The sequence below is a fragment of the Arthrobacter sp. BE255 genome (genome assembly GCF_031457335.1).
Lineage (GTDB): Bacteria > Actinomycetota > Actinomycetes > Actinomycetales > Micrococcaceae > Arthrobacter.
The window spans coordinates 430753-453589 of sequence record NZ_JAVDWK010000003.1; the positions used below are offsets into that span (position 1 = coordinate 430753).

Sequence of the window (22837 nt, forward strand, 5' to 3'; positions counted from 1 at the left end):
CATGCGCACCGCGGAGCACTATTTCACCGTTCCGCTGGACCATTTTGGAACCGGGGCCGGGACTGCGACGGGCGACGCAGCGGAGACCATCACGGTGTTCGCCCGCGAGTACGTTTCGACAGTCCACACCGAGGCGGATGCGGAGGAACTGCCCTGGCTGCTGTTCCTCCAGGGCGGTCCGGGCGGACGCGGCAACCGGTTCGCGTCGCTGGGCGGCTGGAGTAAAGCGGCTGCCCGGGATTTCCGGATCCTCATGCTGGACCAGCGCGGAACCGGCCTCTCCTCCCCTGCCGACCGGAACACCCTGCCGCTGCGCGGCACTGCTGAAGAGCAGGCCGCCTACCTTGAGCACTTCAGGGCCGATTCGATCGTGGCCGATGCGGAACTCATCCGCGAAGTCCTCGGCTCCGGCCCTTGGAGCATCTACGGGCAAAGCTATGGCGGGTTCTGCGCCCTGACGTATCTTTCCGTCGCGCCGGACGGGCTGAAGGAAGCACTTATCACCGGCGGGCTGGCTCCGCTGTCCGGCCCGGCGGACGATATCTACCGTGCCACGTTCCAGCGCGTCGCGGAGCGGAACACCGAGTACTTCAGTTGGTACCCGGAGGACCGGCGGACGGTGGAACGGATTGCCGGCCATCTTCGCCGGAACGAGGAATTCCTGCCCGACGGCGGACGCCTGACCGTGGAGCGGTTCCAGATGGTGGGGGCCTTCCTGGGCGGCAACACCAGGGTGGACGGCCTGCACTACCTGCTGGAGGACGCGTTCACCGAGTCGCTGCACGGCAGCCGGCTCTCCGATGCCTTCCTCGAACAGGTCCAGGGAATCGTGTCCCGGCTGGCCAATCCCCTGTATGCGCTGATGCACGAGTCCATCTACGGGCAGGGGCAGGCCAGCGACTGGGCCGCCTGGCGCGTGCTTCAGGAACACCCGGAGTTCCATCCTGATGCCACACCGCTGCTACTCACCGGGGAGATGGTTTACCCGTGGTACTTCGAGCAGGATGCCGCGTTGAAGCCGCTGCGGCAGGTCGCCCACCTGCTGGCCGCCAAGGCGGACTGGAAGCCGCTCTACGACTGTGACCAGCTGGCCAACAACAGGGTGCCGGTTGCCGCGGCGGTCTACCGGGACGATATCTACGTGGACCGGGCGCTGTCCCTGGAAACGGCGGCGGCAGTCCGCGGGCTCCAGGTGTGGGAGACCCCCGATTTCCACCACGACGGAATAGCTGACGACGGCGAGGCCATCTTCGGCCGGCTGCTGGGGATGGTGCGCTCAGCCCGCCACTGACCTGCTGGCCGACCTGCGGCGGCCCGCCACCAGCGTCACGGCGGCGGCGGCCAGGACAGCTGCCCCCACCACGGCGCCCACCATGTTCAGCCCCAGGTAGCCGGCACCGCTGAGGACCAGGCCCGACGTCGCCCCGCCCACCGCGCCGGCGACGCCCATGAGCATGTCCGACACGCCCTGGACCACAACCCGTGACTCCTGGCCAACGCTCTCGGCCAGCAGGGTGGAGCCGGAAATAGTGGACGCGGACCAGCCCACGCCCAGCAGGACGAGCCCCACGGCTACAGCCACCGTGGACGACTGGCCGAAACCGGCCACCGCAACTGCGGCGATCAGCGTGGTGAAGCCGATCATGATCGTCTCCGTCCGGCCGGCCTTGTCCGTCAGCCAGCCCATGACCGGCGACAGCGCAAACATGCCCGCGATATGCAGGGAGATCGTGAACCCGATAATCACCAGCACATCCCCGGTGGCGGCGTGGCCTGCATGCCCGGGACCAGCCACAAGCTCCTGCAGGTGCAGCGGCGTCATGGACATCACGCCCACCATCACGGCATGCGCTCCGACGACGGCGGCCAGCGCAAGCCACGCTGCCCTGGACTGCCGGATCGCCCGCATTCCGCGGACCAGCGAACCGCCCGGACGGCTGCCGGGGGCGGCGGCCGGGACCGGCAGTCCGTCCGCCTCGGCTCCCCGCCGTGAGGCGAGCTCCCGGGCGAGCAGGAGGGGGTCCGGCCTGAGGCCGGCAAAGAGCAGGAGAGTGGCCAGGAGGAGTCCGGCCGCGGAAATGACGAAGGGGCCGGCCACCGGCGGCATTCCTAGGGCCTGCCCCACCACGGCGCCCGGCTGGATCAGGTTCGGCCCGGCAACAGCGCCCACAGTCACAGCCCACACCACGGTGGACAGCGCCCTGCCGCGGTGGTCGGCATCCGCGAGGTCGACGGCGGCGAAGCGCGCCTGGAGGCTGGCGGCGGTCCCTATCCCAATGCCTGCAGCGCCCAGCACGAGCAGGACAAAGACGCCGGATACGACTGACAGGATGATGAGCACGGTGCCGAGCATGGCGGCGGACAGGCCTGTGACCTGGCCAATCCGGCGTCCCCGGTGGTCGGCGAGTGATGCAAGCGGCAATGCGGTCAGCGCGGCACCGAGCGTCATGACGGTGGCCACGGAACCGGCCCAGGCCGTGGAGCCCGAGAGTTCCACGGCAAGGATTGAGCCGATGGAAACGGTTGCTCCCGTGCCGATACCGGCGAAAACCTGGGCCACGCTCAGCAGCGCCACGGTGCGCCGCTGCACCTGGCGCACTCCGCTTTCGGTCATCACAGTGCCGGCCATGGTCCGAGCATAGTCCCCGGCGGCCACGTCCTACAGGGGCAGTTTTAAGCCAATAATCCCGGCCGCGCTGCGGCCGGGATTATTGGGGAATGCGGTACGCGGACGGAACCGCGCGGAAAAGCCTACTCGACGTCGCTGAGGCTCTTCTTGGCGTCTTCCTCGAGGCGCGGGTCCAGGTGGGCCGTCTTCGCCTTGGAGCTCATGAGGCTGGCAACCACGGCAACGATGATGGTGCCCACGATAACGGCCAGGGAGACGAAGGTCGGAATCTCCGGTGCCCATTCAATGTGGTGGCCACCGTTGATGAACGGCAGTTCGTTCACGTGCATTGCGTGCAGCACCAGCTTGACGCCGATGAACGCCAGGATGAAGGACAGCGCGTGCTTGAGGTAGATCAGGCGGTTCATCAGGCCACCCAGCAGGAAGTACAGCTGGCGCAGGCCCATCAGGGCGAACAGGTTGGCGGTGAACACGATGAACGGGCTCTGCGTCAGGCCGAAGATCGCGGGAATGGAGTCAACAGCGAAAAGGAGGTCCGTCAGGCCGATCGTAATGAACACGATCAGCATCGGGGTGAAGACCTTCTTGCCATCCACCGTGGTGCGCAGCTTGCCGCCGTCGAACTTCTGCGACATGGGGATGACCTTGCGGATCCGGGCGATGAGCGGGTTTTCCTTGTCCTCTTCGTCCTCACCTTCATCCTGGGCCTGCTTCCACGCGGTCCAGAGCAGGAACGCACCAAAGATGTAGAACACCCAGCTGAACTGCTCGATCACGATGGCGCCGAGCAGGATGAAGATGCCACGCAGGATCAGGGCGATGATGATGCCCACCATCAGCACTTCCTGCTGGTATTTCCGAGGCACGGAGAACCGGGCCATGATGATGATGAAGACAAACAGGTTGTCGATGCTGAGGCTGTATTCCGTGACCCAGCCGGCCACGAACTGGCCGCCGAACTCGGCGCCGGTAAAGGCGAACATAGCGACGGCGAACACGAGGGCAAGCGATACGTAGAACGCCACCCACAGCCCGGCTTCCTTCATGGAAGGTTCATGGGGACGCCGGACAACCAGCAAAAGATCGATCAGGAGGATCAGGCCAAGGACGACAAGAGAGCCGACCTCGAACCACACGGGCAAATCGAGCACAGGGTAGCCTTTCGCAGGGTACAGAGAAGCGGTGTAAGTCTCTCCGGCCAGCCTGTGCACTTGGTGCTGATGTGGCGGCCCGCTACGCCCGGCCAGGCAACCATGCCTGGCGTGTTGACGATCGTAGCGCTCGGGATACTCCCCTACGTGACGTTAACTGTACAGCAGGCGGCACCTTACGTTCGAACGTGTCTCGCCGGTGCCTGCCCCAGCGGACCGTATCCCCGCCGCCTTCCTAGGCGTGGCCGGCCGCCTGCATCTGCCGGAGCTCCTTCTTGAGTTCGCTGACTTCGTCGCGGATCCGGGCCGCAACCTCGAACTGGAGTTCGGCGGCGGCGCCGTGCATCTGTTCGGTCAGCTGCTCGATCAGGCCAACGAGGTCTTCCGCCGGAGCCGCGGCCAGGCCGTCTGCGCGGACCTGGGCTGCCCCCTTCGCGGCGGACTTGCCACGCTTGGCGCCCTTCGCCAGGCGGTTGTTGTTGAGCAGCTCCTGGGTGTCGGCGTCCTCCTTGGCCAACTGATCGGTGATGTCGGCAATCTTCTTCCGCAGCGGCTGCGGATCGATGCCCTTTTCCGTGTTGTAGGCCACCTGGATGGCACGGCGACGGTTGGTCTCGTCGATGGCGTGGGCCATGGAATCGGTGATGCGGTCGGCGTACATGTGCACCTGGCCCGACACGTTGCGGGCGGCACGGCCGATGGTCTGGATGAGCGAGGTCGAAGACCGCAGGAAGCCTTCCTTGTCCGCGTCCAGGATGCTGACCAGCGAAACCTCGGGCAGGTCCAAGCCTTCGCGGAGCAGGTTGATGCCCACCAGGACGTCAAAGACGCCCATCCGGAGTTCCCGGAGCAGTTCCACCCGCCGGAGGGTGTCCACGTCGGAGTGCAGGTATTCGACCTTGATGCCGTGGCCCAGCAGGTAGTCGGTGAGGTCCTCGGCCATGCGTTTGGTCAACGTAGTGACCAAGACGCGTTCGTTCTTCGCTGTCCGGGTCTTGATCTCGCCCAGGAGGTCATCGATCTGGCCCTTGGTGGGCTTGACCACCACCTCGGGATCGATCAGGCCGGTGGGCCGGATGATCTGCTGGACGAAGCCGTCAGCCTTCCCGAGCTCGTACTTGCCGGGGGTGGCGGACAGGTAGACGGTCTGGCCGACACGTTCGAGGAACTCGTCCCATTTCAGCGGGCGGTTGTCCATGGCCGACGGCAGGCGGAAGCCGAAGTCCACGAGGTTCCGCTTGCGGGACATGTCTCCTTCGTACATGGCGCCGATCTGCGGTACGGTGACGTGGGATTCGTCGATCACCAGCAGGAAGTCGTCCGGGAAGTAGTCGATGAGGCAGTGCGGCGCGGTCCCCCGGGCCCGTCCGTCAATGTGCGACGAGTAGTTCTCGATGCCGTTGCAGAAGCCCATCTGCTGCATCATTTCGAGGTCGTAGGTGGTGCGCATCCGGAGCCGCTGGGCTTCCACCAGCTTGTTCTGGCTTTCCAGGACCTGCAGCCGCTCGGCGAGTTCGTCCTCGATCCGCTTGATGGCCCGGGCCATCCGCTCAGGACCGGCCACATAGTGCGAGGCCGGGAAGACGTACATTTCCTCTTCGTCCCGGATCATCTCTCCGGTCAGGGGATGGAGCGTATGGATGTTCTCAATCTCGTCGCCGAAGAACTCGATCCGGATGGCCAGTTCCTCGTACATCGGGATGATTTCCACGGTGTCGCCGCGGACCCGGAACGTGCCGCGGTGGAAGTCCATGTCATTGCGCGCGTACTGCATGGCGACGAACTTCCGGAGGAGGTCGTCGCGGTTCATCTGCGCCCCCTTCCGGAGCGTGACCATGCCAGCGATGTACTCTTCCGGGGTGCCGAGGCCGTAGATGCAGGACACCGTGGCAACAACGATCACGTCGCGCCGGGTCAGCAGGGCGTTGGTGGCGGAGTGGCGGAGCCGTTCCACTTCCTCGTTGATGGAGGAGTCCTTCTCGATGAAGGTGTCCGTCTGGGCTACGTACGCTTCAGGCTGGTAGTAGTCGTAGTAGGAGACGAAGTACTCCACCGCGTTGTTGGGCAGCAGTTCACGGAATTCGTTGGCGAGCTGGGCTGCCAGCGTTTTGTTCTGCACCATGACCAGGGTGGGCCGCTGGACCTGTTCGATCAGCCAGGCTGTGGTGGCGCTCTTGCCGGTACCGGTGGCGCCGAGCAGGACAACGTCCTTTTCGCCGTTCTTGATGCGCTCCGTCAGCTCCGTGATGGCCGCCGGCTGGTCGCCGGCCGGCTGGAACTCGCTGATGACCTCGAAGGGCGCGACAACTCGGTTGATTTCCTGGGCAAGGCTCATGAATCTAATCTACAACCGGGGACCGACAGGAACAGCCGGATCAGTTACCGGCGAACACCGAACGGCGGCGGCCGCCACCCTGTGCGCCGGGCCCACTCATCCATCAGCGGCCAGGCAACGTCAGTGAACCACGGTTCCTTGGCGTCCGCGTACCTGGCTGTGCCGGTATCGCCGGAATGCCGCCCGGACAGTTCGCGTTTATGGGCCTCATACATCGCGACGGCGGCGGGCTCGCTGCGCAGCCAGTCCCGGAACAGCAGGGCGTACCGCCAGCCCGGCGAGCCGGCAGCGCGGACGTGGAGGTTCACGGCCCTGCCTGGATCGGCGTTGGCGTGATGGCGCTTCTGCCACTGCCGGGGATCGGGCTGTTCCGGTTTGGGCGTGTCAGCCTGGACCCCTGGAACGGGCGGGAACCCGGCTGCGGCGAGGGCAGGGCCGATTCGGTCCGCGACCGCGAGATCGGGCACGGTGACCTGGAGGTCCAGGACGTCCTTTGCCGCCAGCCCGGGAACCGATGTGGAGCCGATGTGGTCAACAGAGATGATGTCGTGCGGGGCGGCGGCAATGATCCGTGCCCCAATCCGTGCCGCCTGGTGCGCCCAGTCAGCCTGGTGCGCCTGCAGCGTCGGCCCGTCCGTGCGGCGTGCGCGAACCCCCCGCCGGAGGTTGTCCGCGAAGGGCAGGAGCCTTTCAGCCCACAATGAATCCACCGTGGCAAGCAGCTGGTCCCGGGTTCCCGCGTTGTCCAGCACCACGTCAGCAGCGGCGTTGCGCTCCTCCCGGCTGGCCTGGGCGGCCATGCGGGATGCGGCCTCGCCGGGGGTCATGCCGCGGTGTTCCGCCATGCGCCGGATCCGGACGTCGTCCGGGGCGTCGACCACCAGAACGAGGTGGAAACTGCTGCCCTGGCCGGTTTCCACGAGGAGGGGTATGTCCTGGACCACGATGTCGCCGTCGCCCGCTGTGGCAACGATGCCGGCAGCAGCTTCCCGGACCAGCGGATGGATGATTCCGTTGAGGACGTCCCTGCGCGACGGGTCCTGGAACACAATCGCGCCGAGGGCAGGGCGGTCGAGCCGGCCCGCCGCGTCCAGGATCCCCTGACCGAAGGCGTCCACGACGCGCGCCAGTCCGGGTGTCCCCGGTTCAACCACGTCGCGGGCCAGGGCGTCGGCATCCACCAGCACGGCGCCAAGCTCCGCCAGGCGTGAGGCCACCACTGACTTCCCCGAGGCGATGCCGCCCGTCAACCCTATTTTCAGCACCCGACCAGCCTACTGTCCCCACCGTCTCCCTGGCCTCGCTTCGCTCGCCCAGGGAACCCTGACGGCGTGGGCCCATCCACCGTCTCCCTGACGGCGTGGGCCCATCCACCGTCTCCCTGGCGGCGCGGGCCCAACCACGCCGCGACTAGACTTGTGCGGTGCAAGAGGAAGAGAGCCGGGCCACGTCATACACCACCCTTGCGGCGGCCCCGGACTTCCGGCACGAGATCGAAATCAAACGGTCCAGGTTCATCACGGTGCTGCGGCGCTCCGCCAACGAGGAATCCGCCCGGGACCTGGTGGCCGGCCTGCGACGGGAATTCCACGACGCCCGCCACCACTGTTCAGCCTTTGTCCTCGGTCCGGACCGGGAGATCCAGCGCTCCAATGACGACGGCGAGCCCTCAGGAACAGCCGGCATCCCCATGCTGGAAGCACTCATCAAACGGGAAACGACGCCCGGAAAGGCGGACCTCAGCGACGTCAGTGCCGTCGTCGTACGCTATTTTGGCGGCGTCCTGCTCGGCGCAGGCGGGCTGGTGCGCGCCTATTCAGAGTCGGTGTCCGCGGCTGGAACGCGCGCCGCTGGTGCAGCGCCGCCGGCTGCGGATCTGCGAGGCTTCCGTTCCCCACTCAGCTGCGGGACGGCTGGAGAACGACCTCCGGGCGGCCGGTTTTGTGATGGCGGAAACCACCTACGGAGCGCAGGACACGGTCCTGCGCCTGGCCATCCCGGACGAGCAGGCTGACCTCGCCGCCGCGTCAGACCGGGTCCTGTCCCTGACTGCCGGGAAGGCCGCGCTGATGCCCGGCGGAACGGAGTGGATCGATGTCCCGCTCCCCTGACGTCCGGCTGGCGGACGTCGACGAACCCATGCTGGAGCGGCTCCTGGCCATCGCCATGGACGATGCGTCGCCGGATGAAGTCACTCCCCCGCTTGGCGACGGGCCCGGCTGGAACGCCGACCGGACTGACTGGTTCCGCGCCTACCACCGGTCCGCGGCGGCGGGCCTGGACGGGCCTGCCAGGGAAAAGAGCTGGGCCATCCTGTGCGACGGCAGCCCCGCCGGTTCCGTCAGGCTGAAGCGCGCAGCGGCAGGAACGGCCGAGACCGGCATCTGGGTGGGCCGAAGCTTTCGCGGCCGCGGGGTCGGCTCCGCCGCCCTGGACCTGGTCCTGGTGGAGGCCCGCCTTGCCGGACTGCGGCAGGTCCTTGCCCGGACGACGGCGGGCAACATCGGCGCCCGGCGCCTCCTGGCTGCGGCGGGCGCCCGGCTGACGCACGACGACGACGGCGGCGCGGTGGGTGCCGCCGTCGTACTCTGACCTGACTCGCGGCAGACGTACCGAAACGAGCGTTAAGTGCCAGTCAGATGATCTGTTGGATGCAGCGGGTTAAACACAGCGGGCCCCTGCAAGTGCAGGGGCCCGCTGTGTCAGCCCGGGAAGCCCCCGGGCCGGTGGCAATTAGTTGCCGGTCAGCTTCTCGCGCAGAGCGGCAAGAGCCTCGTCCGAAGCAAGCGTGCCTGCACCGGTCTCGGCTGCAGCAGGCTCGGAGGAGTAGCTGGTGGTGCCGGAATCGCTGTCACCGGACGTTGCAGCTGCAGCGTCGTCGGCAGCGTGCTGGGCAACCTGCTTCTTGTGTGCTTCCCAGCGGGTCTGGGCGTCAGCGTACTGCTGCTCCCAGGCGGCGCGCTGGTTCTCGTAGCCTTCAAGCCACTCGTTGGACTCCGGGTCGAAGCCCTCCGGGTACTTGTAGTTACCCTCTTCGTCGTACTCAGCGGCCATGCCGTAGAGAGCCGGATCGAATTCGGTGCTGTCGGCGTCAACGCCCTCGTTAGCCTGCTTGAGGGAGAGGGAGATGCGGCGGCGCTCGAGGTCGATGTCGATGACCTTGACGAACAGCTCGTCACCAACGGAGACGACCTGCTCAGCCAGCTCCACGTGGCGGACAGCCAGCTCGGAGATGTGAACGAGGCCTTCGATGCCGTCTTCGACGCGAACGAACGCACCGAACGGAACGAGCTTGGTGACCTTACCCGGAACAACCTGGCCGAGGGCGTGGGTGCGGGCGAAGGTCTGCCACGGATCTTCCTGCGTAGCCTTGAGCGACAGTGAAACACGCTCGCGGTCCAGGTCGACCTCGAGAACCTCGACGGTGACTTCCTGGCCAACTTCGACAACCTCGGACGGGTGGTCGATGTGCTTCCAGGACAGCTCGGAAACGTGAACGAGGCCGTCTACGCCGCCCAGGTCCACGAATGCACCGAAGTTGACGATGGAGGAAACGACGCCGGGACGGACCTGGCCCTTTTCCAGCTTGTTGAGGAACGTGGAGCGGACCTCGGACTGGGTCTGCTCGAGCCATGCACGGCGGGACAGCACAACGTTGTTGCGGTTCTTGTCCAGCTCGATGATCTTGGCTTCGATCTGCTGACCGATGTACGGAGCGAGGTCGCGCACACGGCGCATCTCGACGAGGGATGCGGGCAGGAAGCCGCGCAGACCGATGTCGAGGATAAGACCACCCTTGACAACCTCGATGACGGTACCGGTGACAACACCGTCTTCTTCCTTGACCTTCTCGATGTCGCCCCAGGCGCGCTCGTACTGAGCACGCTTCTTGGAGAGGATCAGGCGGCCTTCTTTGTCTTCCTTGGTGAGCACCAGGGCTTCGACGAGATCGCCAACGGAGACAACGTCTCCGGGATCAACGTCGTGCTTGATGGACAGCTCGCGGGAGGGGATGACACCTTCGGTCTTGTAACCGATGTCGAGCAGAACTTCATCGCGGTCGACCTTGACGACGGTACCTTCGACGAGGTCTCCGTCGTTGAAGTACTTGATGGTGGCGTCGACTGCTGCGAGGAAGTCCTCAGCGGTACCGATGTCGTTAATCGCGACTACGGGGGTACCGGGCTTCTCGGTGGAGGTGATGGTCATGTAGTAGGGGCTCCGTTGTGGATAGTTAGTCGGTCAGGCAAACCACCGCGCCCGCGTTATGGAACGCAGGCGCAGGTCTCGGCAGCTCGCAAGGATCTGCCGGGTCATCCTGATTTTGTGGATTCTAGAAACGCGCACGTAGTACGCGCCCACTTATTCTAGTCGCAGCGGCCAACGGGGGTCAAAGCGCGGGCAGCACATCGGCCAGCCGTGCGAACGTCGTGCCGCCGCCCTGCAGCCGCGGCAGCGCCTGGCGGAAGCCCGCCGCCGTGCCGCTGCCTGGCTTGTTGAAGTGCGCAATGACAATGTCTCCCGGTCCTGCGGCAGACAACGCGGACGAGACCGCTGCCGGCGGCAGCGTGGCACCGGCGTCGGCATTGATGCTGAAGTTCACCGGCAGCATGCCCAGTCGACGGGTCATCGCGGCCGCAACGTCGTCGTAGTAGGCCGTTCCGGCCCGGAAAAAGGGTGAAGGCCGCCCTGCCGCGTCCAGGAGTACCTCCTGGCACCTCGTCAGCTCGTCATAAGCGTCGGCGACGCCGGCAGTGCCGGCGATGCCGTAGGCCGATTTGCCGGAGACCGACAGCGGCCGGTGAAGCCAGCCATGGTTGGCCAGTTCAAAGAGCGGGTCTGCCCCCAGCTCGGCAGCGAGGGTGCGGTTCGCCTGGATCCACCGCGCGTTCACAAAGAGGGTGGCCGGTATACCCAGCCGCCGCAGCACGGCAAGTAACTCCTGGTCAACGCCGGATCCGCCGGGGCCGCCGCAGGCGTCCAGGGTGATGACGGCCGGGCGTGCCGGTGACCTGGTGACCACGCCCGTCACCGCCAGGCCCCACTCGGTGGGCCGCCGGCCGGCAAACTCCGCCACAAGCTGGGCCTTCGACGGCGGCTGCACCACTGCCGGTGCCGCCGGGACGGGCTGGGTCGGGCCCGGCACATCATCCACTGGCGCAGCCTGCACCGGAGTGACTGCCGCGGCCAGGTCCTGTTGTTCATCCGGTACGGTCTGCCCGCCGGTCCCGATTGCGGTCGGTGCAGCACACGCTGACACCGCAGCAAATACGCCCGATGTAAGGCCAAACACTATTGCCCGGCGGCTTGTCAGCCCCGGCACGGCAATATCCCCCATGGATTTGTCCTTGGATGAGGCAGGAGCCCCTAGAAGTGGGTCAGGCAGTGCGTGGCACGCTCAACCGCAAACAAGCCACGAGCCTGGAGCGCCGCGCCCTGCTTGTGTTCGCGGATCCGCCCAGCTGCCGCCAGCGTAACCGGGCAGACCGCCCCCAGATAAATTGATGACAGGCCTGAGACGTCCAGGGTCAGGTCAGGCTGTTCCTCCGCTTCAAGGCGTACGACGGCGGCCTCGCCGCCGCTGACCTCCAGGGCGTAGGTCCCAGCCGTCAGGCCAAGCGGATCCTGGACTTCCAGGACCAGCCGCCCGTCCACCGGATAGTGCCGGGCTTCGAGTGCCTTGGGGACGTCCAGGATGCGGAGCCAGAGCATGTCCCTGCCGTCCGAGGACTCGATGCACCGCGGGTCGGTAAGCGCCCAGGCCAGCGGATCGTCCACCGGCGCCTCGGCCCAGGTGACCCGTTCCACGAGGTCGATGGCACCCAGGAACTGCCAGAGTTCCAGGTACGCCTCGTTGGTGGCAGCCACCAGGTCCACCACTTCGACGGTGTAGGGCTCGGTGTCCCAGCCCAGGAATTTGTAGGAGACGTAGCCGTCCACGGTGTTGCCGGGCCCGTAGTGCAACGCCACTTTGACGGCCGGATCCTCCTTGCCGTCCCGGCCCAGGGATCCCGAGGCCAGCTGGCGGTACCACTCCTGGCGGCCGATCGATCCCGGTGTGATGCGGTGGACGCGTTCGAAGATTCCCGGTGCCACGTCCAGCAGCACCTTGGGGTCGGCGACCTCCACTGCGCCCACAGCCTGGTGGTTCAGCTGGAACCGGGCGGTGGTATCCACTTTCACCGTGCGTTCGAAGCTGGCCACTCCGTACCCGAACCGTCCGTAAATGGAGCCTTCGGACGCGGTCAGCGCGGCTATCGCCAAGCCGTCGCGCCGGGCCATGTCCAGGTCCTCCGACATCATGCGGCGCAGCAGGCCGCGGCGCCGGTGCGAGGTCCGCACTGTCACGGCGGTGACCATCTGGGTTTCCAGCATCCGGCCGAAGCCAATGTTGAGGGTCTTGCGGAGCGTGCCGAACGTGGCCACCGGGACGTCAGCCGGGAGGGACCCGGGAGCCACTTCCCCGGTCTGGTACGCGCCGGTCAGGACACGGCGGTCAGCCCGGTACGTCGCCAGGGATTTCGCAACATGCTCCGGAGTCCGCGTGGACTCATGGAAGCCGAAAGCTACAGCCCTGACCCACTTTTCCGCTTCGGGGTATCCCGGTTCATCCTTGGATACGGCGTCGAAGCGCCTGATTTCATAGTCCCCACTCAGTTCAGCCACACTGCCGAGCCTAACCAATGCATCCGGCCCGTGGCCACAACAACACGCGCCCGCCACCGGGAGACGGCTCAGAGCTGTCGGACGGGTTGGCGGAGGATGGTCCGGAGCTTGTCCGGCGCCACCCGGCGGGCGTCGCTGAGGTAGATCTCGTGGTGCGGGCCGGCGAACCCGAAACCGTTGGCGGGCATGAACTCAGCATGAAGGCGCTGCAGCGTCGGAGCCTCAGCGGCGTAGCTGCCGATGTGCAGGATCTGCAGCGACAGGCCTTCGTCGAGGGTCTCCAGCCGGAGCAGATCCAGCGCCGGAGCCTTCTTCGCCGCGGTCTTCGCGATGCCGTCCTGCACTTCGGCGGCACCGACCCAGTCCGGCTGCGGGATCATCATGGTCCACTTCCAGCTGTCTTTGTCGCCCCGGGTGAACGCGTCAGGATCGTCTGCGGTCCACAGACCCTCCAGCGGCCCGACGGTGTAGTCCCGGCCCGCATGCTTGCTGGCGAACTTGGCGGCGTAGGACACCGAATACAGGGCCTCGAGCGCGGCGGTGTACGCCGGGGCCGTCCCGGGGTTGCCCTGCCCGTCCAGCATCAGGTAGTTCAGTGGAGGGACGGTGACCAGCTCGAAATCCCGGGCGCGGGGCGCATACAGTTCCTTGAACTGCTTCCTGACGTCGAACTTGTCCATTGCGCCCCGCCCGCCTTCCTGGCCACCGTCGTCCGGTAACCCGTCTGTTGCTAGTGGCCGGCGTCGTACCAGCTCGGCCCCACGCCGATCTGGACGTCGAGCGGGACGCTCAGGTCCGCGGCGCCCGCCATCTGCTCGGTAACGAGCTTCTCCACCGCTTCCCGCTCGCCGGCGGCCACTTCCAGCACCAGTTCGTCATGAACCTGCAGCAGCATGCGCGACTTCAGGCCCTGGGCCGCGAGTTCGGAGTGCACGCCCAACATGGCGCGCTTGATGATGTCCGCCGCCGAGCCCTGGATGGGCGAGTTCAGTGCGATGCGCTCCGCGTTCTCGCGCAGCTGGCGGTCCGTGCTGGTGAGGTCCGGGAGGTACCGGCGGCGCCCCTCGATAGTGGCGGTGTAGCCGTCGATCCGGGCCTGGTCCACCACGCCGCGGAGGTAGTCGCGGACGGCACCGAACCGGTCGAAGTAGTCCTTCATCAGGGTCCGGGCCTCGTCGACGGAGATCTCCAGCTGCTTGGAGAGGCCAAAGGAGGTCAGCCCGTAGGCGAGGCCGTAGGACATCGCCTTGACCTTGGACCGCATGGCGCTGGTGACCTGGTCGGTAGGGACGTGGAAGATGTTCGAGCCCACAAAGCGGTGGAGGTCCTCGCCTTCCAGGTACGCCTGGATCAGGCCTTCGTCCCCCGAAAGGTGGGCCATGATGCGCATCTCGATCTGGGAGTAGTCCGCGGAGAGCAGGCACTCGTAGCCGTCGCTGACCACAAAGATGCCCCGGACGCGGCGGCCCTCCTCGCTGCGGATGGGGATGTTCTGCAGGTTGGGGTTATTGGAGGAGATCCGGCCTGTTGCGGCCACGTTCTGCGCGTACGTGGTGTGGATCCGGCCGTCGTCCGTGACGGACTTCTTCAGGGATTCCAGCATCTGGCGCAGCTTCGAGGATTCCCGGTGCGCCATCAGCTGGACCAGGAATTCGTGCCCGGTCTTTTCCAGCAGGTTCTTCAGCGACGCCGCATCAGTGGTGTAGCCCGACTTGATCTTCTTCGTCTTGGGCAGCTGGAGTTCCTCAAAGAGGACAGTCTGCAGCTGCTTCGGCGACCCGAGGTTGACCTCGTGGCCGATCGCGGCGAACGCGAGTTCCTGGGCATTGTCGATCACCTTGGCGAGATCCGCCACCTGCTCGTCCATGCGCGGCATGTCGATGGCGATGCCGGCGAGTTCCATGTCGGCCAGGACCCGGCTGACGGGCAGCTCCAGGGTGGTCAGCAGGTCCGCGGCCTTGCGTTCGGTCAATTCCGAATCGAAGAAACGGCTCAGGGACTGGACCACTGCAGCCACCTGGACCAGGGCGCCGGCAGCGGCGGCGTCGTCGCCGTCGAACGACAGCTCAAGCTGGCCCGCCTTCGCGGTCTCGGACGTGATGCTGATGTTGAGGTGGTGCTGGGCGAGTTCAGCGAGCTCGTAGGTGCGGCGGTCCGGCTGGATGAGGTACCCGGAGATGGACGTGTCATCGACCACCCCTTCAAGGCCGAGGCCGCGGGTGGACAGGGCCTTCAGCGCGGCCTTGTAGCCATGCATGACCTTGGGGGCCTGGCTGTCCCGCAGCCAGCCCGCCAGGACGTTCTCGGCGGCGGCGTCCTGGGCGGCGAGGTCGATGTAGGCGGCGGCGTCGTCACGGACAATGGCCAGCGCGGCGGCGTCTTCTCCGATCCGGCCCGGCACCAGGTCCACGGCAACGGCCGAGCGCTTGCCGGCGCCGGCTGCCAGGAAGGCCTCCAGTTCCGCTGCATCGGCGGGCGTCACGTAGTCCGGGACGTCGATGCTCTCGCGCTCGGCCGGTTCCACGGCGTCGCTGCCGTAGAGGGCAAAGAGCCGGGTGCGGATGGTCTTGAATTCCAGTTCGTCGAAGAGCTGCTCCAGGGCGGCCTCGTCCGGACGGGGTTCGGCGAGTTCGTCCAGGGTTACCGGAAGCTCAAGATCGGTGTGGAGCCGGTTCAGCCGCCGGTTGCGCTTGACGTCCTCGACGTTTTCGCGGAGGGCATCCCCCACCTTGCCGCCAATCGAGTCCAGGTGCTCCAGCACCCCTTCGAGCCCGCCGTAGAGGTTGATCCACTTCGCAGCGGTCTTGGGGCCGACGCCGGGGACGCCGGGGAGGTTGTCCGCGGTCTCCCCCACGAGTGCCGCGAGGTCCGAGTACTGCGGCGGGGTGACGAAGTACTTCTCCTGGATGGCGGCTGCGTCCAGCCGGGGAATGTCGCTGACACCCTTCCGGGGGTAGAGCACAAAGACGTTGTCCGTAATGAGCTGGAAGGCGTCACGGTCGCCGGTGACCAGGAGGACCTCGTAGCCGGCCTTTTCCCCCATGGCGGCGAGCGTTGCCAGGACATCGTCAGCCTCATAGCCGGGCATCTTGATGGTCTTGATGCCCCAGGCGCCCATGACCTTATCGATCAGGTCGATCTGGCCGCTCATTTCGCGGGGGGTCTCGTTGCGGCCGCCCTTGTATTCGCTGTACTCGGCCTTGCGGTGCGTGGTTTCGTCCGATACGTCGAAGGCCACGGCAATGTGGGTGGGCTGCTGCTCCTTGATCAGGTTGATCAGCATGGACGTGAAACCGTGGATCGCGTTGGTGTGCTGCCCGTTGGCCGTGGAGAACTTATCCGCGGGCAGCGCGAAAAAGGCCCGGAACGCCATCGAGTGTCCGTCCAGCACCAGGAGGCGCGGCTGGCCGGTGCCGGCAACGACGGGGGCTTCGGCAGCGGAAACCCGGCCCCCGGCCGGCGGCGGGACCTTGATGTCCTGCAGGGCGGCGTCAGCCTCAAGGGCGACGGTTTCGGAAGGGAAGGGGGCCGGTTTGGTAGTTTCACTCACAGGTGCCAGCCTAGTTCCCATGATGGACAATTTCACGCCCGGCCCCTTTACTGAGGAGTTGGTCACAGCAGGCATCCCCGAACACCTCCACGAGTGGCTCAGCGGATATGGAGTCGGCGCCCTTGTGGCCAAGATGGGCATCCATTTCCTGGAGATGAGCCCCGGGCGTACGGTGGCCACCATGCCGGTGGAGGGCAACACCCAGGTAGCCGGCATCCTGCACGGCGGGGCCCACGTGGTCCTGGCCGAGACGCTGGGATCCTTCGCCGCGGGAATGCACGCCGGCGCCGGCAGGCATGCGGTGGGCATTGAGGTCAACGCGACCCATCACCGGTCTGTCTCGGCAGGGACGGTTACCGGAACCTGCACTGCCATCCACCTGGGCGGGACACTGACAACCCACGAGGTGGTCATGACCGACGAGAAGGGCAGGCGGTTGTCCACGGCCCGCATCACGAACATGATCCGGGACAACGGGCCCGCCAGGAAGGCTGGCTAGGCCCGGAGGTACCGTTACCCGGCCGCGCCGCCGGCGGCGAAGTTGTAGCGCAGCTCCACGATCCCCCGGCCCAGGGTGCGTGAGGCAGTCAGCTCAAGCGGCGCCGTCGGGCTTCCCAGCGGCAACAGCCGCTTGCCGTCACCCAGCACCACCGGGATGACCGACAGGATCAGTTCATCCAGGTATCCGGCGGCGGCGAACTGCGCGGCGAGGTTCCCGCCGCCCACCACCCAGACGTTCTTCCCGCCAGCGTCGTCCGTGAAATCCTGGACGAATTCCTGGACCGGGCCGCGCACGAAGGTGATATCGGACCCGGCGGGTGCTGTGTGCTCGTGCCGGGTGAACACATAGCAGGGCGTGGAAGGGTAGGGCCATTTGCCGGGTTCGTGCTCCATCAGCCAGGCGTACGTTTCCCCGCCCATCACAATGCAGCCCACCCCCTCCATAAAGGCGTTGTAGCTTTCCTCGCCGCCGTCGAAGCCATCGAATTGCAGCAACCAGGCAAGATCGTCCTTGGCTGTGGCGATGAAGCCGTCCAGGGATGCAGCCACAAAATACTGGAAGCGGGACATGGCTCCAGCGTACTCATTTGGACGCGGGGTTCCCATACTCCACCCGCAGTCCGGGCTCGTCGCGGAGCACCACCACCTTGCCGCTGCGGATGGTCCAGCCATCGTTGAGGAGGAAGATCCGCCCGCCGCTGACCACGAGGAGCCGCAGGCCGTTGTACCTGTACGAAGGATGCTCTGCGGTACCGCTGGATTCCTCGCTCACGTTGGGCGCGCTGATGGCCAGGCGTTCGGTGCTGTAGACGACGGCTGTAGGCAGCAGCGCGGACTGCTCCTCGTAGCTCACGGCCAGTCCCCGGCCGAGTGCCTGCGCAAAGTCAGACGTGCCCCAGAACAGCAGGAGGGTGACCAGGCAGAGGACCAGCGTCCGCTCCGTCCCGCGGGACACCGGCGTCACCGTGAGGCCGCCATCGTCCCTTGACCGGCGCCGGAGGCTCAGCCCCCAGGCCGCCAGGAGCACGCCGCCCGCCATGATGTACGGCACGTAGAGCAAGGTCCGCCCCGGCTGCAGGATCACCGCCAGCCACATGGCGGCGGCGCATGCCACCCCGCCAAAGACGAACACCCATGCCAGCCTGCCGACCCCAACACGGTGGCCCGCATCCAACTGCCTGGCCAGGATCCTGTCCAGGGTCAGCCACAGGACAGCCGCGATCAGAAGCCACACCAGGGGAATGAACAGCGACGGGATGCTCCTGAGGACGAAGTCCTGCACTGTATAGCCGAAAAGGCTGACATCAAGCCCCATCGTCTTCGCCTGCGCATCTGTCCGTGCCCAGCCGAAGTAGACCAGCAGGGCTGTGGCAATGGTGAGCGGCGGCCCGATGGCCGCCAGCAGGTCAGCAGCGCGCTTCCACCGGGGATCGGCTTCCTGCGCCTCCCTCATGGCCGGGCGCCGTTCACGGCTGTACACCGTCCGACGGCGCGGGGCCGGGGGCGCCGGGTTCCGTGCCCGCCGGCGTTGGCCCGGGGGCAGGAGAAACGGTCGACGGCGTCGGGCCGGGCGTGGACGGGCCGGCGTAGTGCAGTGTGGCCTCGCCGGACACGGCGGGTGTCGCCTGGACCGTCACCTTGGCTGCGCTCCCGCTTGTTCCCGGCGGTGCGTAGAACACAAACGGGCCGAACTGCGGCCCCTCAAACTCGACCGCGGCGCCTCCCACGCGGACGGAGTCCACGTTCACGAAGAAACCTTCAAGCCGCACGGGCGTGCCTCCGCCCGCGGGCACTGTCGGTACGGCCGCGCCGGCATGCGGGCCGTCCAGGACGGTCAGCCCGGTCAGCTGCCGGCGGCAATCGTCGCCGGCCCGGGGGTCCACTCGCAGCCGGACGCCGGGGTACCCGGCCCGCACAACAATGGCCTGGCGCAGGGACTCCCTGACTTTGATCTCCCAGCACCTTTCCGGCGGGAGTTCCGGGATCACCGCCAGGAGCTCACCGGCCCGCTGCCAGTCCCGGGGGCTGTCAGAGGCCAGTGCGACGCACGTGGCGCCGGCTGCGGCCCACACCGCGGGGAAGGAGGTGTTGAGGGTGGAATCCCGGAGGCCGGTGCAGTCGCGGCTGCGGAGCAGCTCGTACAGTGCGCCCTCCGGCGGGTCGGTCGGCGCGGCCGGGCCCAGCGGAACCCAACGGATCACCGGGGCGTCCGGGACGGCGGGGCCAACCACAGGCCCTGGCAGGGGCCCCACGGTTGGCAGGTCGGGCGGGGAGGGCAGCGGAGACGGTGACGGTGCCGCCGTGGTCGCGGCCGCCGTCGTAGTTCCCAAAGAGTCCGGTGGCCCGTCGGGCGAAACGAAGCATCCACTGGCGGGCACCAGCAGGCACAAAGCCGCCGCGGCGGCCGCCGCACGGGATCTGGGCCCGGGCTGACTGCGCATCACAGACCACCTGCTTCCGGCAAACCCGGACTGGCTGGTGCCGGCCGGGCGGACATGCTGAAACAGTCTTAACTATTCCCCTGCCGCAGGTCATCCGCCAGACAAAACTACTTGCTGAAGTACGGGATGATCAGGTAGAGGCCAAACAGCACGGCGACACCGCAGAGGCCAAAGCAGATGTAGGCGAAGGAGCGCTTGGCGCGCGGTGAGGCCTGCTCGGCGTCACCGGCGATGGCGGTCAGCCGGACGCCGAGTGAGTACAGGACCACCACGGTCACGGCGGCCACCAGGGTGGTGCCGGCTACGGTCAGGAGTTCCAACCACTTCATCGCTGACTATCCTTCTGCTCATTCGCTTCGACTGTCTCTTCGACTGGCGCTTCGGTGGGGGCTTCGGCATTGGACCTGGCCGCCCTGGCCTTGGCGCGGGCCCGGGCGAGGGCTTTCTTCTTGGCGAAGCGGACTGCCTGTCCGGCTTCTTCGACCTCGACGGCGTTGTGGTGGCCGACCTGGGATTTGCGGGAGTAGAAGAACATAAACAGCACGGCGGCTGTGCCGGCCACGGCGGCTATCAGCACGCCCACCACGCCTGTCTTGACGAGCAGTGCGGTCAGGGCTCCGACGATGCCGGCGGCCGGGAGGGTGAACAGCCAGCCCAGCGCGATCTTGCCCACCATGTTCCAGCGGACGGTGGTGCCCTTGCGGCCCATGCCGGAGCCGATGACCGAGCCGGAGGCCACCTGGGTGGTGGAGAGGGCGAAGCCCAGGTGCGAGGATGCCAGGATGGCCGACGCGGTGCTGGTTTCAGCCGCGAAACCCTGGGCGGGTTTGACCTCGGTGAGCCCGGATCCCATGGTCCGGATGATGCGCCAGCCGCCGGCGTAGGTGCCCACGGCGATGGCCACGGCACACGCTGCGATGACCCAGATTTGCGGTCCGGTGCCCGGAGCCTGGGTGCCGGCAGCAATGAGGACCAGGGTGATGATGCCCATGGTCTTCTGGGCGTCGTTGGTTCCGTGCGCCAAGGCCACCAGGCTGGACGTGAAGATCTGGCCGGTTCGGAATCCGCCGCGCTTCTGGGTGAGCTTGCTGCCGGTTTCGGGGTCGTGGCGGGCCGTCAGCGCGTAGGCGAGCCGGGTGCAGATGTAGGCCACGATGCCGGCAATGAGCGGCGCGAAGACGGCTGGCAGGATGACCTTCTGCAGGAGGGTCTCCAGATTCACGGAGTTGAAGCCGATCCCCGCGATGGCCGCGCCGATCAGGCCGCCGAAAAGGGCATGGGACGAGCTGGACGGCAGGCCTTTGAGCCAGGTGATCATGTTCCAGAGGATGGCGCCCATCAGGCCGGCGAAGATGATGTCCGGGGTGATCTGGACGCCGTCGGAACCTTCGCGGATGATGCCGCCCGAAACGGTCTTGGCGACCTCCGTAGACAGGAAGGCACCCACCAGGTTCAGGATGGCGGCGAGTGTCACTGCAGTCTTCGGCTTGATGGCACCTGTTGCGATGGGCGTGGCCATCGCATTGGCGGTGTCATGGAAGCCGTTCGTGAAGTCGAAAAATAGTGCCAGCGCGATGACCAGCGCCACCATGAAGGTGATATCCACCTGTTGCCCAATCTGCAGAGTCGACGTTCAGCAGTTTCTTTTCCCCCGGCTGCCTTGCACAGCATAATTCACCAGCTGTTCGCGTGGAATGACCTGCGGCGTTAACAGGACCGGCGTGAAACCTTATCGATCGTACGCGTACCGGGCATCAGGTCAAAACAGCGGCGGCCTGAGGAAGGAGTTGACCGAATCCAGTTCAGCCGGCGAGATTCCCAGCCGCGGATCAGGGGACACCAGCAGGATCCGGGCGCCGAGGAACCGGGCCCACTGCTGTGCTTCCCGTTCAAACCGGAGCTGGTCGTCAATCCACACGATCCGCTCCGGGTTGCTCTGCTCCAGATCCGCCTGCAGCGCCCAGAGTTTCCACCACCCCTCCCCTGTGTTGCCGCCGTCCGAGGTCAGGCAGGGCCACCGGCCCCCGCCCAGGCCGATCGCGGGGCACAGGAATTCCGCTGCAAGATCCTCCCAGCTGGTCAGCCAGACACACCTGACGTGCGCCGCCCCTGCCAGGTCGTTGAGCCCGTCCACCAGTTCCTGTGCATAGGCAACCTGCAGCAGGCCGGCGTTCGCGCGCCGCCATTCGGAGCCCCATTCGCTTCGTCCAACGGGGCCGAACGGGCAGATGACGCCGTCCACGTCCAGGTAAAGGGTGACGCTCCCCACAGCTGCGCGGGCCTCAGTGTTGGGTGAAGTCCGACGTTTGGCCGGAGTCCAGCATGGGCGCCACTTTCTCCTCCAGTGCGGCCACCGTGGCGTCGGGCAGGACGATGAGGCCGTCCAGTTCGCGGCGGGCGCGTTTATAGGCTGCCTGGCGTTCAGCCGGCGTGGCTGCGCTGTCTTCCGCGAGCCGCAGCAGCTTCCTGGCTGTGGCGAGCCGCTCCCGTTCGGGGCCGGAGAAGTTGGTGTCCCTGATGCGCCTGGCCTCCCGTTCGGCCACCGAGAACGCCACGTCGTAGCCGTTGACTGCCGCGCGGTAGGCCTCTAGGCGGGACGCCGCAGTCAGGTCCTTGGCCGAGCCGGGCCGGAGGCCGTCTGCCTCCCGCTTTGTCCGCAGGAACGCAACGGTCAGCGGCTCGCGGACGTCGGTCATCAGGGGAAAATCGATGAGCTTCCCCACGTCCAGCTCATAGTCCAGCCACCGCCTGTTGACTGCATCGTGGGTGGCCATCAGCGACGCCACTTCGGCTTCGGCGACCTGTTCCGCCTGGAGTGACTGGTTCCTGAGTTTGTACAGTTCCACGCGCCGCTGGTGCCTGCGCTCGGTGGACTTCTGCCATGACCGGGCCCAGCCGCCCATCACACCGCTGAGGGGAAAGACCAGCCACCAGTTATGGGCCAGGAAGTCGAGGATGGGCTGCACGCTTCTATCGTCGCACCGCGTGCAGCCGCTCCTCAAGGACTGCGGCTGGAGACCTGCCTAGGAAGCGGGCGCCGCCTGCGGGTTGTTGACGTTGACCAGCCACGCTGTCCCGAACCGGTCCGTGCACATGCCGAAGATGTCGCCCCAGGGCGCCGGTTCCAGCGGAACGGTCACGCTGCCGCCGTCGCCGCTCAGCTTCTCCCAGTAGCCGCGCAGCTCGGCTTCGTCGTCGCCGCTGAGCGAGACCGAAATGGAGCTGCCGGAAGCGAGGTCCATGCCGTTGGGGGTATCGGCCCCCATAAGGACCAGGCCGTTGGCAGCGGTCAGCATGCCGTGCATGATCTTGTCGGCTTCGGCGGGATCCTCGCTGGCCTGGAACTCGCCGAAGGTGCTGAGGGCCAGCTCGCCACCGAACACTGACTGGTAGAAGGTCATCGCCTCACGGGCGTTGTCGCGGAAGCCAAGGTAGGGGTTGAGCGTCGTCGGCATGGCCGGTTCTCCTTGCGGTACGTCACGGAATCGGAAAGGAACAGTCAACATCCTGCCGCAATTCCACCCCGGTTCATAGGGTTCCGCCCCGCCGGTTTCCCCGCAGGAT

Annotated in this window: 20 protein-coding genes and 1 pseudogene; 4 read left to right on the top strand and 17 right to left on the bottom strand. The window is 66.5% G+C overall.

Translation table 11 applies throughout. The features are described from left to right. Window position 1: 1 nt before the first annotated feature. Window positions 2-1291 (top strand): alpha/beta fold hydrolase, encoded by a 1290-nt coding sequence (locus J2X42_RS08315; RefSeq protein WP_310164310.1) that lies wholly within the window; start codon window positions 2-4, stop codon window positions 1289-1291. Here J2X42_RS08315 and J2X42_RS08320 read toward each other — a convergent pair. From J2X42_RS08320 to coaE, 4 genes are all read right to left on the bottom strand, one after another. Continuing rightward, window positions 1277-2629, bottom strand: coding sequence for an MFS transporter (locus J2X42_RS08320; protein ID WP_310164093.1), 1353 nt, complete (start codon window positions 2627-2629; stop codon window positions 1277-1279). The genes J2X42_RS08315 and J2X42_RS08320 overlap by 15 nt on opposite strands. A gap of 122 nt (window positions 2630-2751) precedes the next feature. Beyond that, on the bottom strand, window positions 2752-3780 hold the full coding sequence (locus J2X42_RS08325; RefSeq protein WP_310164095.1) for a TerC family protein: 1029 nt from the start codon (window positions 3778-3780) through the stop codon (window positions 2752-2754). 235 nt (window positions 3781-4015) lie between these two features. After that, on the bottom strand, window positions 4016-6115 hold the full coding sequence (gene uvrB / locus J2X42_RS08330) for an excinuclease ABC subunit UvrB (protein ID WP_310164097.1): 2100 nt from the start codon (window positions 6113-6115) through the stop codon (window positions 4016-4018). Window positions 6116-6159: 44 nt separating this feature from the next. Next, window positions 6160-7380: a dephospho-CoA kinase gene (gene coaE / locus J2X42_RS08335; RefSeq protein WP_310164098.1), complete on the bottom strand. Its 1221-nt coding sequence runs from the start codon at window positions 7378-7380 to the stop codon at window positions 6160-6162. A 158-nt stretch (window positions 7381-7538) separates the two neighbouring features. On the opposite strand from coaE, the pseudogene J2X42_RS08340 reads away from it, so the two are divergent. Further along, a pseudogene (locus J2X42_RS08340) lies at window positions 7539-8226 on the top strand (IMPACT family protein). Continuing rightward, on the top strand, window positions 8210-8707 hold the full coding sequence (locus J2X42_RS08345) for a GNAT family N-acetyltransferase (protein ID WP_310164100.1): 498 nt from the start codon (window positions 8210-8212) through the stop codon (window positions 8705-8707). Before J2X42_RS08340 ends, J2X42_RS08345 begins: the two are co-directional and overlap by 17 nt. 141 nt (window positions 8708-8848) lie before the next feature. Here J2X42_RS08345 and rpsA read toward each other — a convergent pair whose 3' ends face one another. The 5 genes from rpsA to polA form a co-directional block, all read right to left on the bottom strand. Beyond that, window positions 8849-10324, bottom strand: coding sequence for a 30S ribosomal protein S1 (rpsA, locus tag J2X42_RS08350; protein WP_131132914.1), 1476 nt, complete (start codon window positions 10322-10324; stop codon window positions 8849-8851). 181 nt (window positions 10325-10505) lie between these two features. Beyond that, window positions 10506-11453: a polysaccharide deacetylase family protein gene (locus J2X42_RS08355; RefSeq protein ID WP_310164102.1), complete on the bottom strand. Its 948-nt coding sequence runs from the start codon at window positions 11451-11453 to the stop codon at window positions 10506-10508. Between the two features lie 29 nt (window positions 11454-11482). Next, entirely contained in the window at window positions 11483-12781 is a 1299-nt protein-coding gene (locus tag J2X42_RS08360; protein WP_310164104.1) for a GNAT family N-acetyltransferase, read from the bottom strand. Window positions 12782-12849: 68 nt separating this feature from the next. Continuing rightward, on the bottom strand, window positions 12850-13461 hold the full coding sequence (locus tag J2X42_RS08365; protein WP_310164106.1) for a GyrI-like domain-containing protein: 612 nt from the start codon (window positions 13459-13461) through the stop codon (window positions 12850-12852). A gap of 50 nt (window positions 13462-13511) precedes the next feature. Continuing rightward, entirely contained in the window at window positions 13512-16154 is a 2643-nt protein-coding gene (gene polA, locus J2X42_RS08370; protein WP_396134050.1) for a DNA polymerase I, read from the bottom strand. Window positions 16155-16350: 196 nt separating this feature from the next. Between polA and J2X42_RS08375 the strand changes: the two genes are divergently transcribed. After that, the gene (locus tag J2X42_RS08375) at window positions 16351-16830 is read left to right on the top strand and encodes a hotdog fold thioesterase (protein ID WP_310164108.1); all 480 of its coding nucleotides are present in this window, start codon (window positions 16351-16353) and stop codon (window positions 16828-16830) included. A gap of 14 nt (window positions 16831-16844) precedes the next feature. Here the strand turns inward: J2X42_RS08375 and J2X42_RS08380 are convergent, their stop codons facing one another. The 8 genes from J2X42_RS08380 to J2X42_RS08415 form a co-directional block, all read right to left on the bottom strand. Beyond that, on the bottom strand, window positions 16845-17402 hold the full coding sequence (locus J2X42_RS08380; RefSeq protein WP_310164110.1) for a dihydrofolate reductase family protein: 558 nt from the start codon (window positions 17400-17402) through the stop codon (window positions 16845-16847). Between the two features lie 13 nt (window positions 17403-17415). Continuing rightward, window positions 17416-18285, bottom strand: a complete 870-nt coding sequence (locus tag J2X42_RS08385) for a hypothetical protein (RefSeq protein ID WP_310164112.1) — start codon at window positions 18283-18285, stop codon at window positions 17416-17418. A 13-nt stretch (window positions 18286-18298) separates the two neighbouring features. After that, on the bottom strand, window positions 18299-19273 hold the full coding sequence (locus tag J2X42_RS08390) for a hypothetical protein (RefSeq protein WP_310164113.1): 975 nt from the start codon (window positions 19271-19273) through the stop codon (window positions 18299-18301). A gap of 107 nt (window positions 19274-19380) precedes the next feature. Further along, on the bottom strand, window positions 19381-19602 hold the full coding sequence (locus J2X42_RS08395; protein WP_310164114.1) for a hypothetical protein: 222 nt from the start codon (window positions 19600-19602) through the stop codon (window positions 19381-19383). Further along, window positions 19599-20879 (bottom strand): anion permease, encoded by a 1281-nt coding sequence (locus J2X42_RS08400; protein WP_310164117.1) that lies wholly within the window; start codon window positions 20877-20879, stop codon window positions 19599-19601. The genes J2X42_RS08395 and J2X42_RS08400 overlap by 4 nt, the downstream gene beginning before the upstream one ends. A gap of 153 nt (window positions 20880-21032) precedes the next feature. After that, window positions 21033-21542 carry an HAD domain-containing protein gene (locus J2X42_RS08405; protein ID WP_310164119.1) on the bottom strand — a complete coding sequence of 170 codons (510 nt, stop codon included), beginning with the start codon at window positions 21540-21542 and terminating at the stop codon, window positions 21033-21035. Between the two features lie 13 nt (window positions 21543-21555). After that, a complete protein-coding gene (locus tag J2X42_RS08410) occupies window positions 21556-22239 on the bottom strand; it encodes a hypothetical protein (protein ID WP_310164120.1) in 684 nt (227 codons plus the stop codon). 57 nt (window positions 22240-22296) lie between these two features. Continuing rightward, complete coding sequence (locus J2X42_RS08415) at window positions 22297-22728, bottom strand: VOC family protein (protein ID WP_310164122.1); 432 nt, start codon at window positions 22726-22728, stop codon at window positions 22297-22299. Window positions 22729-22837: the final 109 nt, after the last annotated feature.

Excerpts from the sequence above, each read along its gene's own strand:
- J2X42_RS08315 (WP_310164310.1), top strand. The coding sequence starts at position 2 with ATGCGCACCGCGGAGCACTATTTCACCGTTCCGCTGGACCATTTTGGA.
- J2X42_RS08320 (WP_310164093.1), bottom strand. The coding sequence starts at position 2,629 with ATGGCCGGCACTGTGATGACCGAAAGCGGAGTGCGCCAGGTGCAGCGG.
- uvrB (WP_310164097.1), bottom strand. The coding sequence starts at position 6,115 with ATGAGCCTTGCCCAGGAAATCAACCGAGTTGTCGCGCCCTTCGAGGTC.
- J2X42_RS08345 (WP_310164100.1), top strand. The coding sequence starts at position 8,210 with ATGTCCCGCTCCCCTGACGTCCGGCTGGCGGACGTCGACGAACCCATG.
- rpsA (WP_131132914.1), bottom strand. The coding sequence starts at position 10,324 with ATGACCATCACCTCCACCGAGAAGCCCGGTACCCCCGTAGTCGCGATT.
- J2X42_RS08355 (WP_310164102.1), bottom strand. The coding sequence starts at position 11,453 with ATGGGGGATATTGCCGTGCCGGGGCTGACAAGCCGCCGGGCAATAGTG.
- J2X42_RS08365 (WP_310164106.1), bottom strand. The coding sequence starts at position 13,461 with ATGGACAAGTTCGACGTCAGGAAGCAGTTCAAGGAACTGTATGCGCCC.
- polA (WP_396134050.1), bottom strand. The coding sequence starts at position 16,154 with ATGGCGTTCCGGGCCTTTTTCGCGCTGCCCGCGGATAAGTTCTCCACG.
- J2X42_RS08375 (WP_310164108.1), top strand. The coding sequence starts at position 16,351 with ATGATGGACAATTTCACGCCCGGCCCCTTTACTGAGGAGTTGGTCACA.
- J2X42_RS08380 (WP_310164110.1), bottom strand. The coding sequence starts at position 17,402 with ATGTCCCGCTTCCAGTATTTTGTGGCTGCATCCCTGGACGGCTTCATC.
- J2X42_RS08385 (WP_310164112.1), bottom strand. The coding sequence starts at position 18,285 with ATGAGGGAGGCGCAGGAAGCCGATCCCCGGTGGAAGCGCGCTGCTGAC.
- J2X42_RS08390 (WP_310164113.1), bottom strand. The coding sequence starts at position 19,273 with ATGCGCAGTCAGCCCGGGCCCAGATCCCGTGCGGCGGCCGCCGCGGCG.
- J2X42_RS08395 (WP_310164114.1), bottom strand. The coding sequence starts at position 19,602 with ATGAAGTGGTTGGAACTCCTGACCGTAGCCGGCACCACCCTGGTGGCC.
- J2X42_RS08415 (WP_310164122.1), bottom strand. The coding sequence starts at position 22,728 with ATGCCGACGACGCTCAACCCCTACCTTGGCTTCCGCGACAACGCCCGT.